This window comes from Solimicrobium silvestre (assembly GCF_002976435.1).
Taxonomy (GTDB): Bacteria; Pseudomonadota; Gammaproteobacteria; order Burkholderiales; family Burkholderiaceae_D; genus Solimicrobium; species Solimicrobium silvestre.
The window spans coordinates 272,751-288,870 of the sequence record NZ_PUGF01000001.1 but is presented as its reverse complement, the minus strand read 5'-3'; the positions used below and the strand labels follow the sequence as shown (position 1 = coordinate 288,870).

Genomic DNA, 16,120 nt, shown 5'->3' with positions numbered 1-16,120 from the left:
CAGTTAGATTGTTGGTAACATCAATCCGCTATTTTTCATTTGGCCCAGTTGTGCAAGTGAGCTTTTCCTCCGCTGGATTACACACTCTGGCTCGTCCTAAAAAATCAATCTTAATCCGTCGTACCGACTTATTGACTTTGATTGAAATGGTGCCGGCTTGTGGCTGCTTGCTGCTCACGTTGGTACGGGTGCGGCCTGTGCCGTTGTAAGCAATATATTGTGTGCTGTTATCGAAGAAGCCGGAGCTGATGCTAATGGTGGGATGAAGTGCTTCATGGGTGCTGATGATGGTATTTGCGCTCTTTATTTCCCAACCATTTTTCCAATTACCATTAATTGAGACCAAATCCACTCGACCATTGCGTTTAATTGCTTCTGATCGGGTCAGGTTGATGGCGCTGTGCAGTGAATTGGTGGCGAGTATTAAACGTGTTTGCTGGATAAAGTCATTAAAGCTTGGCGCACCAATGCCGATTACTATTACCGCAATGGTTAGTGTGAACATGACTTCTACTAAAGAAAAACCATTTTGTTTAACAATGGAAATTTTCATACGATTACCAACATAAAGAGTTAGCGTCGGTACTGATGGAGTAGGATTTTTGATTAGCACTGTTGAGCGTCAAATTGCCGCACACCGGATCAGTAAAACTACTCATCACGTTTTCAGTGCCGGGGATGGCGGTCAGTAAAACGCATTCGTTGAGATTCTTTCCCGTACAGGCCTCGGCTTTTAGTTCGTAAAAACTATCGGCGGCTCTTTCGCCGGACCACCATTTAAATGGATTATTAGAGGTTGTAGAGGAAAATGCGCTGTAGGTATTGCGTTGCATATAAAAACGTTCTTGTTGCTGCATGATGGAATACAACGCAGTCTTGGCTTCGGCGCGTCGGGTTTTACGTACCGAATCTTGATAAGACGGATACGCCAACGCGGCAATGATAGCGATAATGGAGATTGTAATTATCAGTTCCATGAGCGTAAATCCGCGCCGAAAGTTGTGATGTTTTTCAGTGAACATAATGTTATTATCCTCTACAACATTAATCGATGATTTGTTAGTGGCAATCAGAATCTGGAGTAACTCCATCTCAATCTTATTGCCTCGATCTGCGCCATTATTTTTTATTTAAAATTGCTTCTTGGAGTTCTTGCCAATTCTGGATTTCTCGCCAGCTCAGTCTTCCTGCTTTCGCTGTAAAATTGCCGGTTTCACTCACTTCAGAAGAACCCTCAACACCGCCTGTACCAAAATTAAGCACGGAATAGTTAGTAGTGTTGTTGCGTCGCCCAAGGGCATCGCGGTCATCGGTCAGGTTATCTGTGAAAATTAAAACGGGGATACTTAGCAATCCTATTTGCGACTTTAATCCAGTGATCCGCTCGGCTTGTGATGCTTTTCCGGTCAATATATCTAAGGTATAAGTGGCACCGAAACCGGGTTCACAAATATTGGCACCGGGGATAAGAGTGTTGAAGAAGAGTTTTCCTGACACCAGCAAGGCTGGGGTAATACTGAGTTCCCCTGTATCCTCGGCTTTCAGGAAATCGACGTACCAACCTTTTTTTGTTCCGCTAGCCGTTCCGTAAGAAAAATCATCGCCAGTAATTGTGTAGCCACTCACTCCATTGATTGATGCAACTGCCAGTGTGCGCTTGGCTAAATCGTTACGTCCTCCTGTGGTGATGTCCTTGTTATCTGTGCTATCGCGCACCGCATAAAAACTATTCGGCGTGAAATTGGCTGGAGTGGTATCAGCATTCTCCACATATTTACCCGTGCCAAATAAAATCAGATAACCGCCACCGGGTGCAAAGGCAATTACAGGTTGAGCGGTAATACTTTGCGGTTTGCCGAAATGGTCTTTCGCGGTAAAAACAGCAGTTGCTTCTTTTTTTGATCCTGCTCCTCCAGTAAAATCAAAGCGCCACAGATTGCCCTTTAAATCGCCGGCATAAGCATAAATTGCTGAGCCATCGCTATGGAGAGCTAAACCTGGTGCGGCTAGCGCATTGGCAATGAATTCATTGGTATTTGGGGCTTTGATTTTGTAGTAATTCACTTTTTCTTGCCAAGCGGTGTTTTTATCTTTGTCTAGCGATAATAAAAATAAATAACCGTCGCCGTAGCCGTCAGTTGTGTTGGCGTTGTAACCGCTCGCAGTCACTAGATAGTTTTTATAATTAAAGCTGCCATTATTATTTTTACTTGTGCGAATTTTGGCGATTAACGGTGCCGAGGTGATGTAGCCAATGTCTGAGTCATCGTCATCGGTAAATTCAAAAAGTTCACCTAAGCCAGCCTTAAAGTCGCCGGGATTAGTTACGTCCAGCGCAAAAACACCTTTGTGTCCGGCACCCATGCCAGCGGCTAATACGGTTTTCCAAGTGCCAGATAGTTGTGCTTCCGAAACGGTAATGTTGCCGTCCATAAATGCAACATGGGCGTAGTTCGGATCAGTCAGTAAAGGCAGTTTTTTTAATAATGGGCTGGGAATGTAGGCGAATAATTCTGTTCCAGTATCAGCGTGAAAAGCATGCAGCATCCCGTCATTAGCGCCAACATATACGACTCTGCTGCGGCTTTTGTTTTGATCGTAAAATGCCTGGTAACCGGAGCCTATGATGTTTCTGGCCGGAGCTGCAACGTACACAGGGGAGCTATTAATAATATCGCCCAGCACACTGTTACGCACCCTGAATAACGGTTTGTCGAGTTTGGTTGTGGCATGTTCTTTTTCGCGTACTCCGCGCAAATAACTAACCCGCTGCACTCCTAAATTATCAACAGCTGTTGTATCGGGAGTCAGATTAAATAGCGCTTGAACATCTGGAGCCAGATTGTGGAATTCAAACGACACCATCGTCTTGTTCGCGGAATTGATGGTAAAAATAGAGCGGGTTATCTGTGTATTCAGCAGAGTGCCCGCATCCCAGACAGGATCATTTGGAGTAGTAATTACTACACCGCCATCGTCATCTAGTTTAATAGTTAGTTTTCTGAGTTTTCCTGACCATGTTGAAGCATCAAATCCCGATTGATAGGCAAATGGATTATCTGTGATTTTGGGAGAGCTTGGTGTAACGCCGGAAATTGTTCCGATACCGCATAGCGGTATTTTAGCCAGGTCCACTTCGGGCGTTGCTGCGGATGTAAATAAGGGCGTTAGCAATGCGATGCTACTCAGTAAATTTTTAAACTTCACAGTAATTCCTTTGCGTACTCATGCGGCTCAATTTTGCGAAGCCGCAGCTGGCACGCTGTCAGCTTTACGATAAAACGATTGCACCACCACTTGAGTGCTGCTATTGGTACCAAATCCCACAGCGCTAATGCGATAAATATAAGCTGCCTTGACTTCCTGCCCCGGGGCGGTGTCCATCATTAATTCAATTAGATAGCGCGGTAGTTTATTTGGAAAAGGGCCAGCTCCACTCGGCATGGTTTTTCCGGTAAACCGGCCATATTTAACCGATGCGGCTGTTCCGCTGGTATTGGCAATATCAGCGGTTAGCCATGCTGCGGTTTTCCTGTCGCCGTTGTAAGTACACAAGCCTTGATAAATGTTGGAATCACCTTTTCCGCACAGATCGGTAAAACCTTCGCTGGAATCCGGTGAGAAAATCACGCTGCGGGAAGAGTTTTCAATATCCATTTCAGCATCGGTTAAGGCGGCTTCAGCTGCTTGCATAGCTATTTGCCGGTCACGATCGTTGCGTGCTGCTTTTTCACCCATTAACGCGATGTTGGCGAGAGATATGCCTAGCATTAACAGCACCAACAACATCACCAGCGAAACAATTAACGATGCGCCGCGCTGGTGATGGAAGCTGGTAATACTATGTTTGCAATGATGATGAGCGGGGGAAAGCATCAGAGCGCAAATTTTTCTACCGTTGCTCTCGGATGACAACCAAAATTGGCAAGTATCCCTAACCGGGTTTTTGAAGCTTTAAGATAGTTGCCGATACGTGTTTTGTGTTCATGATGCGTGGCAGGTAAAACTTTGATTTTTACCGCAATGATTCCATGGCAAATGAAGTGGGGGGAGTAGGGTTCGTTGAATTTTTCGAGCTGACAGTGGTTGGGCTGCGGCTGTTCTGTAAAAGGAATACCGAGTTTTGAAAATTCGTCAATTAAGCTGGCTTTGTAATCAGTTACCTGATGGCCGCGCCCCATATTTTTGTACACGTTAAATACTGCACGCTGTATTTGCAAACATTCCAGTTTGTACCAAACTTCGTTATCCATTTTTTTCTCCTTAAATAGATTGGTTGAAAAGTATGTGTTCGATGTTGATGGGCACTACTTAGTACTTAATGACTTTGTTAATTAAGCGAATTTCGGAGTTGAATGGTTGTGCTATAAACTGTGCGCAAACGTCCGGGAGAAAGGCTATTTTCGTTAATTTCAGTTCCTTTATCATTACCACTGCCGGTATATTCTTTGCCGAACAGGTAATGCACGATGTTGGATTGATCTGTGCGTGACTGTTCAGTACCGTGTAGCAGTAATGCGACTTTGATTGCTGTAACTTTTTTCCAGTTGGTTTTTTTCTTTAAGTCTTGCGCTGCAATGTTTGAGTCAAGTCCGTCGACTTCTGTAGCACTTAAGAATTTGTTGGCAATGCCATCGCCTGTGATGTCTATGCCATACAGCACCTGAAAAGATTCAATACCTCGAGCAATGGCTGTGGATGAAAATGATTTTTTACCTGAATATTTACAACGTAATTCAGGTTCACCGCCGGCGTCGTTTGCCACGTAATAAATACTCCAGCCACGGCTCGCATCGACTTTGTCGTGTGCGGGAGTTTTTACGCCAAAACCGGCGCAGTTGAGCATGGTGTTGTCTGCGGCAAAGGCGGTACCTGACCCAAAAAAACGCACAGCTAAGACATCGCTAGAGTTGGTATTGGCCGGGCTGCTGACGAGATCTTTTATTCCAGCACTGGTCGCGTGTAAGCTCGTGCCATCTAAACCTGAAATATTGGGACTCATTTCGTCAGTAATCATAAATGGCGCATCTTCTTTATCCCAATTGACATAGCCAGCCTGTTTAACTGAGCGAGCAATATTGCTGAGTGCAACTGTGGCGGTGTCTTGCATGATGGCAGCGTCAGTTTGTATTGAATAGCTGGATTTGCTGGCAAAAACTAAACCAGTCACGGCGAGTATCACAAAAAGTCCCAAGGTGATTGCGATCATTAATTCCACCAGAGTTAGGCCTAGTTGATGGTGGCTATGATGACGTGGCTGGTTAATTGGCATGGGCTAGGGATTAACAGCGATTGCCAAACGCGGTGGTAAATTGGTGGCAGCGGAGGTGGAAGCCCCGTTTTTTTCTGCCCAGCCTAGTTTGATGACAATGCTGACATTATTTCCTGAGCCAGCAGCGCAGTTCCAAGTAAGACTATTTGCGCCGCTACTCCAAGGTGAACTGTCGCGGCAAATCAAGGCGCGTGCGCCGGGTAGGGCGTTGTTAAGTTGATTTAGCCATTCAGAAATATCTGCCGCCGCTAATTGATCTGGCGAGCATTCAGTTTTTCCGTAACACATGCTAGCGGTAGCTGGTGCGCCGTCGCTGGAGTTGAAATCAACTTTAAGAAAAGCATTGTCTGATTGTTGCATTTGCACATGATTGCCGCGCATTTTATCGGCCATTTCGCTCGCTAATTTGACCGCAACACTATTAAAATTAGATTGTTGTGTCGTTTGCATAGAGCTTAATTGCAATTTGATGGCCCCCAGAATTCCGATGGTTAAAACCAACACCGAAATGAGTATCTCGATGATGGTGAAACCGGTGTCTGAGGGGGCACTAAGCGTATTAAGATGGCGGTGAAATGTAGCGGGATTCATTTGCAGTAAACCTCACGGTATAAATAAATTGTTTTTAATAATTTATTTTTTACAATCGCACAGTATAGCTAAATTATTAATATTTGTCTAATAGTTAACATAGCTATCGCTTTTGCTCTTATTTTTGAACCAATTCAGTTTTATACGAACTTTTTTCCACACGGCAAGTCTGAGGCTGGCGTGATTTGAAAGCAGCGATGAAGGGTAAGGTGTGCAAAAACGTAACCTTATCTTTTTCGGTAATTAAATATATAAAAACATTAAAAGACTAGCTATGAGACCAGAACCAGGGCAATTGCCAACTTCACTTCCCTCACCACATCGTATCCAATGGCGTTGGATAGTCGCAGGTGCCGTATTAATTGCCGTCATTGTTGGAATTTGGCTGTTTAGGCACAGCACGGCGGAAACAGAATTACCTAAGCCTGCTGATAAAAAAGAGGCGGTCGTGTTTGAGTTGGCCGATACCGATGTGGCGACGATTGCGGCGCGTGAATTGCATGTCAATTTACCGATTTCCGGCAGCTTGATTCCGCAAAATAATATTACCGTGAAGTCAAAAGTGACGGCTGTAGTGAGCGAAACTACGGTGCAAGAAGGCGATAGTGTGATTGAGGGGCAAGTGTTGGCGCGCTTTGATAATGCCGATTTGTCAGCGCGACTGGAGACGCAAGAAGCGGCGGTGGAAGAGTCCAACACGAAGTTGGTTTTGGCTAAAAAGAACCGTGAATCAAGTTACGCTTTATTCAAACAAAATTACATCTCGCAAAACGCGTTTGATACCTCGGAAAACGCGCTGGAATTGGCGCAAGCTAATTTGAAGTCAACCATTTCACAACGTGAAGTGGCTCGTTTAGCCTTGGCGGATACGGTGGTGCATGCGCCGATGCAGGGCGTTATCAGTAAACGGCTGGTGCAAGCAGGCGAAAAAGTGTCGCCGGATACGCCGTTGTTTTCGCTCGTCAATTTGACTAAATTAAATTTGGAAGCGCAAGTGCCTGCCAGTGAAATTCCACGAGTGAAAATTGGGCAAACAGTAAGTTTTTCTGTAGATGGTTTTGCTGGGCGTGAATTTGTCGGAAATGTAGTGCGTATCAATCCCAATGTTGAAAACGGCACGCGATCCTTTATGGTCTACGTTGAAGTGAATAATCGTGACGGTGCGTTACGCGGTGGGATGTTTGCCAAAGGCCAGCTGAGTTTGCAAAAAACCAGCAAAACTAGCATCGTGCCGCTGATTGCAGTACATCAGCTCAATGGCGTAACTACCGTTTATAAAATTGAACAAAATCGGGTGGTAGCGCAAACCGTAAAATTGGGTTTGCGGAATGACGATGAAGGCTATGCCGAAGTCAAGGATGGCTTAACCGTCGGTGAGCAAGTCATTATTTCCCAGCTGAATATGGTTAAGCCGGGCAGCAAGGTGAGTTTGCCAGAACACAAAGCCAGTTCCGGCAGCAAAGGATAAGCCATGTGGATCACTAAAGTAAGTATTAACCACCCCGTTTTTGCAACGATGGTGATGGTGGGCTTGATGGTGCTGGGTTTATTTTCCTACCAAAAATTGGGTGTGGAAAAAATGCCTAATGTGGAAATTCCCGGCCTATTTATTTCCGTTCAATATCCCGGTACGGCACCTGAAGCAATTGAAACAGATATCACTAAGCCGATTGAGGAAGCCGTGAATACTGTGAACGGTATCAAGCGAATTTTATCTAGCTCCTACGAGGGACGCAGCCAGACGTATATAGAATTTAATTTGAACGTCAATATGGATAGGGCGGTTCAGGATGTGCGCGATAAGGTTGCCTCGGTGCGACCTGGCTTTCCAAAGAATGTGAAAGAGCCGTTTATTTCCCGCTTTGATGGAGATAATGCTCAACCTGTCACGACATTAGGCATTACTTCAAAAAGCCGCAGTTTGCGCGATTTATCGACGTTAACTGAACAAATTATTGTTAAGCGTTTGCAAGGTGTGCCGGGAGTCGGCAAAGTCGATGTGGGCGGCACCGTGGCGCGGCAAATTCTGGTGGAGTTAAATCCCGCGAAAATGACCGCGATGAATGTGGGCGTGGATGAAGTGGTCGCAGCAATTCAAGCCACCAATCAAGATATGCCAGCAGGGCGGATCAGCTTAGATGGTTTTGACAAACTGGTGCGCATAGAAGGCAAGTTAAAAGATCCGCGCTCTTTTGGAAAAATCATTGTAGCGCGTCGTTTTGATAATCCGGTATTGCTGGAACAAGTGGCCGATATTATCGATGGTGCGCGTGAAGAAGCATCTATTTCCCGCATTAATGGTGAACCTGCGATCAATTTAAATATCGTCAAAATTCAAGATGCCAACATCGTCGATGTAGGTAATGCGATTAAAGAAACGGTAGCAGAATTAAAGAAAAATCTTCCTGAAGATGTAGAAATTCAAACCGTATTCGACAGCGCTTCTGAAGTTAAGGGCTCGTTAGACCGGGTTAAGAGCACCATTATGGAAGGTGCGGCTTTAACTATTTTGATCGTATTTTTATTTCTGCATTCATGGCGCAGCACCATCATTACTGGCTTAACTTTACCGATTTCCGTCATCGCTACTTTTATCGCTTTGCATGCGTTTGGTTTTACGCTGAATTTCCTTACTTTAATGGCATTGTCCCTGTGTATCGGCTTGTTAATTGATGATGCAATTGTGGTGCGTGAAAATATCGTCCGGCATTTTGCGATGGGCAAAAGCCACATTCAAGCAGCGCGTGATGGTACCAATGAAATTGGTTTAGCTGTCACAGCAACTACCTTGGCGATTGTCGCGGTCTTCGTGCCTGTGGCGTTTATGGATGGAATTATCGGCCGGTTCTTTTTTCAATTCGGCGTTACCGTCGCAGTGGCGGTGCTGGTGTCTTTATTTGTGAGCTTTACGTTAGATCCGATGTTGTCTTCAATTTGGCAAGATCCAGTAGAAAGCCGCTTTAAATATCTGCCTTGGTTAGAACGTTTAATGCAAAAAATTGAAATAGGAATTGAAGCCTTGCATGTGGTGTACGGGCGTATTTTGGAGTCGGCTTTGCGCTGGCGTAAAACTACGTTAATGTTTGCGTTTGGTTTGTTTATCGGCAGTTTTTTCTTGTTGCCATTTATTGGTACCGACATGATGCCGGACACGGATAATGGCTTTATTCAGCTTAAATTTAAAACGCCGGTTGGTTCAAGTTTGGCCTACAACAACAGCAAGTTATTGCAAGTAGAAGCCGCGCTGCGGGAGTTTAAAGAAATTAAGACGATTAACACCACCGTGGGTAGTGATGGTAATCGTAACGAATCGACCGTCGGTTTGAAACTGGTTGATCTTAAAACGACGCAACGTCCGTCTCAAAAACAAATTGAACAATTGATACGCAGACGCTTGAGTAGCATTCCCGGAGCAGATCTGTCGGTTGGTTTTGATAAGCCGATTTATGTCGCGATTCTTGGTCCGGATCCAGATAAATTAAAAGAAGTGGTTAACCATGTGATGCAAAAAATAGCCGCGATTAAAGGCATTACTGAATTAGAAAACAGTATGACGGCTTCTAATCCTTCGGTGACCGTTAAAGTAAATAATGAATTAGCCAGCGATCTGGGTTTGTCGATTCAGCAAATTGGTACTGCTTTACGCCCATTTATTGAGGGTGATACGACCAATCATTGGTTGGCGCCGGACGGGCAAAATTACGAAATTAACGTGCAGTTACCAAAATCAGGTCGTGAAAAAATTGCCGATTTAGCCGATTTAAGTGTGGCGAGTAACCGGCTGACTGCCGACGGTAAAGTGATGATGATTCCGTTACGCCAAGTGGTGGAATTTATTCCTTCAAATAGTCCTCAAGTCATTAAGCGCCAAAATTTACAACGACGGGTCGGTATTTATGCCAACGTAGATGGTCGTACGACAGGCGACGTCGGAACCGATGTGCAAAAACTGGTGAGTACAATTCAATTGCCACCTGGCTATAGCTTTGATGTGGGTGGACAAACTAAAGATATGCAAGACTCCTTTATGTCCGCGGTTGCTGCGCTCGGCATTGCGGTGATCTTTATTTACCTGGTATTGGCTTCGCAATTCGGCAGTTTTTTGCAGCCGTTAGCGATTATGGTTTCTTTACCTTTGTCATTGATCGGCGTGTTTAGCGCATTGTTAATTACCGGCAGCACCTTAAATATTTTCTCCATTATCGGCTTCATTATGTTGATGGGTTTAGTCACTAAAAACGCTATTTTGCTGGTGGATTTTACCAATCAGGCACAACGTCATGGCGCAACGCAACATGATGCTTTATTAGAAGCCGGGCAAGTGCGATTGCGCCCAATTATGATGACGACACTGGCGATGTTGTTTGGTATGTTGCCGATGGCAATCGGCGTGGGCGAAGGTGGTGAATTACAAGCGCCGATGGGTCGAGCCGTGATCGGTGGAATTATTACCTCCACATTGCTGACCTTAGTGGTTGTGCCGGTGGCATACAGTTATCTGGATAGCTGGGGTAAGCGCGCTTTACGGATTTTTAAGGGCAAAGGACATCATGATGTGGTTGAGGTTAAATCCGTTGTTGTCACTGAGTAAGGTAATCAATAGTTACTGATGTAAATACGAGGGAATTCGTCACGAATTGAGTTTGGTCGTTGTTTAATTTCCGAAGAAACACTCTAAATAGTTATTCCTCCTAGGCAAGCTAAGGGGTGAATGACATAATCCCACCCAAAGGAAAGGAACAGTCGTTTCTTTCCTTTGTTATTTGAGAAGAAGATAAGGCCAATTGAATAGCCTTACGGAAAGAGTAAATCAACATCTATATTGCTGTTGAGTTTCATTGAATTATTTAAAAAAGCAAAAAATAGGAGCTAAAAATGCGTCAAAATAAATTTTCTTTGGTAGTTGCAGCGGCAATCGCCGTCTTAGTGGCAGGTTGCGGTGGTGGCGGGAGTGCGGGTAATCAAGCTCCTAAAGTTCAATTTTCATCACAAGTGAGCTTTGGCGACAGCTTAAGTGATGTCGGTACTTACGCTGTGGGTTTAATTGGCTCGTCAGGCGGCGGCCGTTATACCGTTAATGCGGCACTTGCTAATGGCATGCCGGCACCGACAAACTGGACTGAATTAATGGCGGCTACACTCCATCAATCTGCTCCGTGCCCTGCTGAAACTGGTTTAAATGGTGCCGCAGCTTACGATCTGAGCATACCAGTCGTAATGCATACACCTGGCTGTACTGGTTACGCACAAGGTGGCGCAATGGTTACTTATCCGTATGGTCCTGGTAACGCCAATGTAGGCCCATTTCCAAATGGAAACCCTGTAGATGGTAGCGCGCTTTTGGGACAATTGACTGTGCCTGTTGTGACGCAGATTCAAAATCACCTTACCGCGCATGGCGGTTCTTTCAGCGGAAACGAGGTCGTGTTTCTGTTAGCTGGTGGTAACGATGCAATCGTTAATACTGAATATTATCTGGGCGGTGGGCAAACAGCCGCTGCAGCGGTGCAAGCGATGACACTGGCGGGTACTCAATTAGCGGGTTACATCAATACGATGATCTTGGCAAATGGCGCTAAATACGTCGTTGTTCTGAACATACCTGATCTCTCCACAACACCGTTTGGTAATGAGTCTGAAGCTGCTTTCCCAGGCGCACGTGCGGTAATTAAGAGCATGGTGACGGCATTTAATAGTCAGCTACAAGCGGGATTAACTAGCTCAAATGTGCTGATAGTTGATGTGAATACCGTTTCAACTAGCCAAGTGATGAATCCATCTGCCTACGGTTTGACGGATGTAACTGATACCGCATGTAATTTGGCTCCAGCGGTGAATCCACTTAGCTCTTCCTTAGTCTGTAGCGCAAAAAATGTCATCGCAGGTGACATTAGCCATTACGAATTTGCCGATCAAGTACATCCAACTCCATACGGCAATATCCTTATTGCACGATATGTTTCAAGCCAAATGGCCATTAAAGGTTGGTTATAACTCATAGCTTGGTCAATGTTGACTTAGAGCATATTCAAAGAATTGGAGATGGAATGAAAAAAATCGTTAAATTAATGGGTTGCGCACTATTGCTTTCAGCTAGTGCTGGCGCGATGGCGCAAGAAGCCGGCACTATCATGGTTAAAGCTGGTTATGCGTATTTTGACCCAGTGGTTTCTAGTGGTAATTTGAGCGCACCAAGTTTGCCTGGTACGAAAATGGATGTGGGTACGGCGGGCACTTTGTTGCTCACTGGTACTTATATGTTTACCGACCATATTTCAGCTGAATTTTATGGTGGTATTCCGCTAAAACATGACATCTATGGCGCGGGTTCAATTCAAGGCGTGGGCGTTATTGGAACTGTAAAGCAATTGCCGCCGACGTTATTTGGTCAATACCGTTTCTTTGAAACGAGCTCAAATTTCCGTCCTTACCTTGGTTTGGGCGTAACTTACGTTCACTTTGAAGATGAAACCGGGAATGCCGTGTTAACCGCGATCACTAACCCAGGTGGTTCAGGTACAACATTTAAAGTAAAAGATGCTTGGGGTGTTGTTCCGCAAGCCGGGATTACTTCATGGATTAACAAGCAGTGGTATATCGATATTTCAGTGAATAAATCGTTTGTCAAAACTACGACAACATTGTCAACTGGTCAAACCATTGCTACGGCATTGAACCCGGTTGTGACGCAGGCTTCAATTGGCTATCGTTTCTAAGCTGGTGTGAATAAAGTGATGTTGTAAATGAAAAGGCCGTTCATATGAACGGCTTTTTTTATATGTTATTAAATATTTAATGTGAAACCTGGTTGCGTCCGGCATTTTTAGCGCGATAAAGTGCAGTATCGGCGGCGGCTATAAATGTAAAAATATCTTGCCCTGCAGCTAAAGTGGCAACGCCGAATGAGGCAGTGATGTGCGGCAAAGGTAAGTGCACATCGTTTAACACCGTGGTTTGTGCCAGTTTGGAGCACAAGCGTTCGGCAACTGAAAAACAGGCTTCTTTGGCGGTGTCAGGCAATATAACGAGCAGTTCTTCGCCGCCAAAGCGTACTGCAAAGTCAGTCGGACGCAGCGTGGAATTTAATATTTTAGCGGCACTTTGTATGGCATCGTCACCGATGATATGGCCGTGCGTGTCGTTGAATAGTTTGAAATGATCCAAGTCCGCCATGATGATGGAAAGAGGATTGCACGATGCATGGGAACGTTCAATTAACTGTGGTAACTGGCTGTGCAACCAGGCGCGATTGTGGATGCCGGTTAAACCATCGATCATGGACATTTGACGATAAAATTCACCGACTTTATGGCGACGTCGCAACAGCGCATTGGTAGTGCGAATCCGGAATGAAAGTAGCCGTAACAAATTGCGTGCTACCCCGTTGGATTCATCAATCAATTGCCATAATGTATCTGCTTCAATGACTAATAACTCACTATCGCCGACAGCTATAATTGTGTGCGGTTGATCTTCATCGTCTAATACTGAAAGTTCACCGACACATTCACCTGCCAAAAATTGCACGTTACTGGCGGCTGAACCGCCGGTGTTTTCATGCGATTGCACTTCAAGTGTGCCGTTTAGCACAATGTAGAGGCGATTATCGGTGGTATGCGCGGTAATAACGGCTTGCTCAGCTTTTACCAGCATGATGCAACATGATGCAATTAGTTTATTAATTGCAATAAGATCGCTCTCGCTAATGTCGTGAAATAATTGTAAATTACGAGCCCGGTAGTCGGAATTTGCAAATAGTTTGAGTAGTTCCACAATTACCTCACAACAATCAATGTTTAAAATCGCTGAAACTTGTCGAATTTATTTTAGGAAACTAATACAAGAAAAGATAGAGCTAAGCCCTAGGTTAAAGTCATATTACGATAAGCAGTTAAATGTTCATGCGATGAATACCCTGTGTTTTACATTCCGCTTTACATTCTTAAGCAGTTTTTATTTTTAAAGGCAAAAATGATAGTCCAATTAGTAAAAAGCCGACCGAGGTTAGTCATTGCATTTATGTCAGGCACAATGCTTAGCTTATTGCTTCCAATGCAATGGAATTTATTGTCTCGTGTGTTGCTAGGTTGGAATGCGGCTGTGTGGGCCTACTTATTCTTGATGCTATGGTTAATGGTTCGTGCCACGCCAGCAAAAGTAGCGCAATTAGCCGAACAGGAAGATAAAGCCGATTTGGCGATAGTTGCAATTATGTCGTTCGCAGCAACCGCGAGTTTAGTGGCAATCATTCTGGAATTGGGTTCAATGAAAGAGTTAACGCCAGCCCATAAATTATTGCACTACGGAGTCACTGGCGCGACGGTGTTAGGTTCTTGGTGCTTCATTGCAACGATTTTTACCTTCCATTACGCAAAATTATATTACCGCTCGTCACCGCAACAACGTGCGCTGCGTTTTCCTGATGCAAATCTGCAGCCAAATTACTGGGATTTCTTGTATTTTTCATTCACCATCGCCGTTGCCGCTCAAACCTCCGATGTCACACTGACTTCACGCGCAATCCGTAAAACGGCATTAGCGCAATCGGTGCTGAGTTTTTGGTTCAATATGGCAATATTAGGGTTGTCGATAAATATTGCTGCAGGGTTGGTTGGGTCTTGAAAATTCTTCGGAACTGAATTTTTATTAATCAGAGTCTCCCGTTTTATTATTAAACGGGTATAGTTTTACTTACTAATTAAAATTTAAGAAGTACTGAAATGACGACTGATACTATCGATCATGCAACTCTAGAACGCCTTGTTGAGGCCGGAGTTGTTCACGGGGCCAAAATTATTGGCCAACCTGGCGGCTGGGGCGTGGTTATTCAGTACGGAATGACTGAGCGAGGTTTGGCAGCCAAGCGTGGCGCACTCCGTATCTTCCGTAAATTTGAAACGCTTGTTGCCTACCTCAAGGATATTGGCATTGCCAAATACCAAGTAGATGCTAGCCACTTTGACCCCGTGGCGCAGAAAACTGATCGCAAGCGAGCAGACGCTGCCGAGCGCATGAAGAATGCTCATGAAGCCGCCGCTTACCAAGGCTGGCTTACGCAACAAGTACAAGAAGCGATCGACGACCCACGGCCCAGTGTGCCGCAAAGCGCAGTTGAGGCTGAGTGGGCGATTGAGCGCGCAGCATTGCTCAAACGGGCTGAAAGCATGGGGCGCTGATTTTGCCGTTATGGAAACCTGCTGCTATTGTTGACCATAGGGGAATTATTGCTTATATCGCACAAGATAACCCAAGAGCCGCAATTGAAATGGGTGACATGTTGATTCAGAAAGCCGCACAACTTGACCAGCATCCAACGCTGGGGCGTGTAGGGCGAGTGAAGGGAACGCGAGAATTGGTGGTGCATCCCAATTGCATTTTGATTTACCGAATTGTTGGCAAGATTGCAGAAGTGTTGCGCGTGAAGCATGTGGCCCAACAATGGCCTTGAGGGAAAAATGAAAAACGGCGTTTAAAGACGCCGTTTTTTTGTTTAATCTACATGTAGATTAAAGCCCCATGAAGTCGCCCTTGCCAATTTCTACGCCGTTATGACGCAAAATCGCATAGGTAGTTGTCACGTGGAAGAAAAATTGCGGCAAGCCATAGCTGCACAGATAGGCTAATCCGGTAAATTTTTTCTCTTTCGGTGTGCCTGGACGCAAAATAACTTCACGCGCAGCAGCGCCTTCAAATTGCGCTTGGTTCAACGATTCTATAAATGCCAGTGTTGAGCTGATACGCGCTTGTAAGTCAGCAAAACTTTGTTCGTTATCCTCATGTGTCGGCACTTCGACATTGGCTAGTCGTGCTGAAACACCTTTAGCAAAATCAGCGGCAATTTGCACTTGGCGCACTAAAGGCAGCATGTCTGGGTACAAGCGTGCTTGCAAAAATACTGCAGGATCAATCTTTTTTTCTTTAGAGTGAACTTCAGCCTTGGCTAATACGTGACTCATGCTGGCAAGCATTTGTTTAAAAACAGGAACGGAGGCGTTGTACATAGAAATAGTCATGATTTTCCTTAGTGAATTATTAAAAAAAGGGGCTGCGGTTATTCAATTTAAAGCTATTACGCAATTGCATTAACCAAGATGGCACTAAAATCCCAAAATGCAAGATTTGATGGAGCGAACTTTAAGGCTTTAACAAATAGTTTATTCGCCTAAACTAAGAAAGTCAGCCAAATCGGCGTATGGTTCAGAGGGGAATACTTACAGGTAACACTTTATTAAGTTCATCATGCTTTCAAAGTGACTG

General features: G+C 44.8%; 16 protein-coding genes. 7 read left to right on the top strand and 9 right to left on the bottom strand.

Annotated features, from left to right (window positions below; genetic code table 11):
* Positions 1-28: 28 nt before the first annotated feature.
* From S2091_RS01260 to pilV, 7 genes are all read right to left on the bottom strand, one after another.
* The gene (locus S2091_RS01260) at positions 29-553 is read right to left on the bottom strand and encodes a GspH/FimT family pseudopilin (RefSeq protein WP_105530181.1); all 525 of its coding nucleotides are present in this window, start codon (positions 551-553) and stop codon (positions 29-31) included.
* 4 nt (positions 554-557) lie between these two features.
* Positions 558-1,022 carry a type IV pilin protein gene (locus tag S2091_RS01255; protein ID WP_105530180.1) on the bottom strand — a complete coding sequence of 155 codons (465 nt, stop codon included), beginning with the start codon at positions 1,020-1,022 and terminating at the stop codon, positions 558-560.
* A gap of 97 nt (positions 1,023-1,119) precedes the next feature.
* Entirely contained in the window at positions 1,120-3,207 is a 2,088-nt protein-coding gene (locus S2091_RS01250; protein ID WP_105529957.1) for a pilus assembly protein, read from the bottom strand.
* A gap of 27 nt (positions 3,208-3,234) precedes the next feature.
* On the bottom strand, positions 3,235-3,876 hold the full coding sequence (locus S2091_RS01245; protein ID WP_105529956.1) for a pilus assembly PilX family protein: 642 nt from the start codon (positions 3,874-3,876) through the stop codon (positions 3,235-3,237).
* Positions 3,876-4,253: a GxxExxY protein gene (locus tag S2091_RS01240; protein ID WP_105529955.1), complete on the bottom strand. Its 378-nt coding sequence runs from the start codon at positions 4,251-4,253 to the stop codon at positions 3,876-3,878. The genes S2091_RS01245 and S2091_RS01240 overlap by 1 nt, the downstream gene beginning before the upstream one ends.
* A gap of 77 nt (positions 4,254-4,330) precedes the next feature.
* The gene (locus S2091_RS01235) at positions 4,331-5,272 is read right to left on the bottom strand and encodes a PilW family protein (protein WP_105529954.1); all 942 of its coding nucleotides are present in this window, start codon (positions 5,270-5,272) and stop codon (positions 4,331-4,333) included.
* Between the two features lie 3 nt (positions 5,273-5,275).
* Positions 5,276-5,863: a type IV pilus modification protein PilV gene (gene pilV, locus S2091_RS01230; RefSeq protein WP_105529953.1), complete on the bottom strand. Its 588-nt coding sequence runs from the start codon at positions 5,861-5,863 to the stop codon at positions 5,276-5,278.
* A gap of 274 nt (positions 5,864-6,137) precedes the next feature.
* Here pilV and S2091_RS01225 point away from each other — a divergent pair, with 274 nt between their 5' ends.
* The 4 genes from S2091_RS01225 to S2091_RS01210 all read left to right on the top strand — a co-directional run bounded on the left by S2091_RS01225 (position 6,138) and on the right by S2091_RS01210 (position 12,579).
* A complete protein-coding gene (locus S2091_RS01225) occupies positions 6,138-7,331 on the top strand; it encodes an efflux RND transporter periplasmic adaptor subunit (protein WP_105529952.1) in 1,194 nt (397 codons plus the stop codon).
* Positions 7,332-7,334: 3 nt separating this feature from the next.
* Positions 7,335-10,454, top strand: coding sequence for an efflux RND transporter permease subunit (locus tag S2091_RS01220; RefSeq protein ID WP_105529951.1), 3,120 nt, complete (start codon positions 7,335-7,337; stop codon positions 10,452-10,454).
* Positions 10,455-10,738: 284 nt separating this feature from the next.
* A complete protein-coding gene (locus S2091_RS01215) occupies positions 10,739-11,857 on the top strand; it encodes an SGNH/GDSL hydrolase family protein (protein ID WP_105529950.1) in 1,119 nt (372 codons plus the stop codon).
* Between the two features lie 53 nt (positions 11,858-11,910).
* Positions 11,911-12,579 (top strand): OmpW/AlkL family protein, encoded by a 669-nt coding sequence (locus S2091_RS01210; protein WP_105529949.1) that lies wholly within the window; start codon positions 11,911-11,913, stop codon positions 12,577-12,579.
* A 76-nt stretch (positions 12,580-12,655) separates the two neighbouring features.
* Here the strand turns inward: S2091_RS01210 and S2091_RS01205 are convergent, their stop codons facing one another.
* The gene (locus tag S2091_RS01205; RefSeq protein WP_105530179.1) at positions 12,656-13,516 is read right to left on the bottom strand and encodes a GGDEF domain-containing protein; all 861 of its coding nucleotides are present in this window, start codon (positions 13,514-13,516) and stop codon (positions 12,656-12,658) included.
* Between the two features lie 318 nt (positions 13,517-13,834).
* Between S2091_RS01205 and S2091_RS01200 the strand changes: the two genes are divergently transcribed.
* The 3 genes from S2091_RS01200 (at position 13,835) to S2091_RS01190 (ending at position 15,311) form a co-directional block, all read left to right on the top strand.
* Positions 13,835-14,485, top strand: a complete 651-nt coding sequence (locus tag S2091_RS01200) for a DUF1345 domain-containing protein (protein WP_105530178.1) — start codon at positions 13,835-13,837, stop codon at positions 14,483-14,485.
* Between the two features lie 98 nt (positions 14,486-14,583).
* A complete protein-coding gene (locus S2091_RS01195; protein WP_105529948.1) occupies positions 14,584-15,039 on the top strand; it encodes a hypothetical protein in 456 nt (151 codons plus the stop codon).
* 2 nt (positions 15,040-15,041) lie between these two features.
* The gene (locus S2091_RS01190) at positions 15,042-15,311 is read left to right on the top strand and encodes a type II toxin-antitoxin system RelE/ParE family toxin (protein ID WP_243405264.1); all 270 of its coding nucleotides are present in this window, start codon (positions 15,042-15,044) and stop codon (positions 15,309-15,311) included.
* 58 nt (positions 15,312-15,369) lie between these two features.
* On the opposite strand, the gene S2091_RS01185 is transcribed toward S2091_RS01190, so the two are convergent.
* The gene (locus S2091_RS01185; protein WP_105529946.1) at positions 15,370-15,876 is read right to left on the bottom strand and encodes a DUF1993 domain-containing protein; all 507 of its coding nucleotides are present in this window, start codon (positions 15,874-15,876) and stop codon (positions 15,370-15,372) included.
* Between the last annotated feature and the right edge of the window lie 244 nt (positions 15,877-16,120).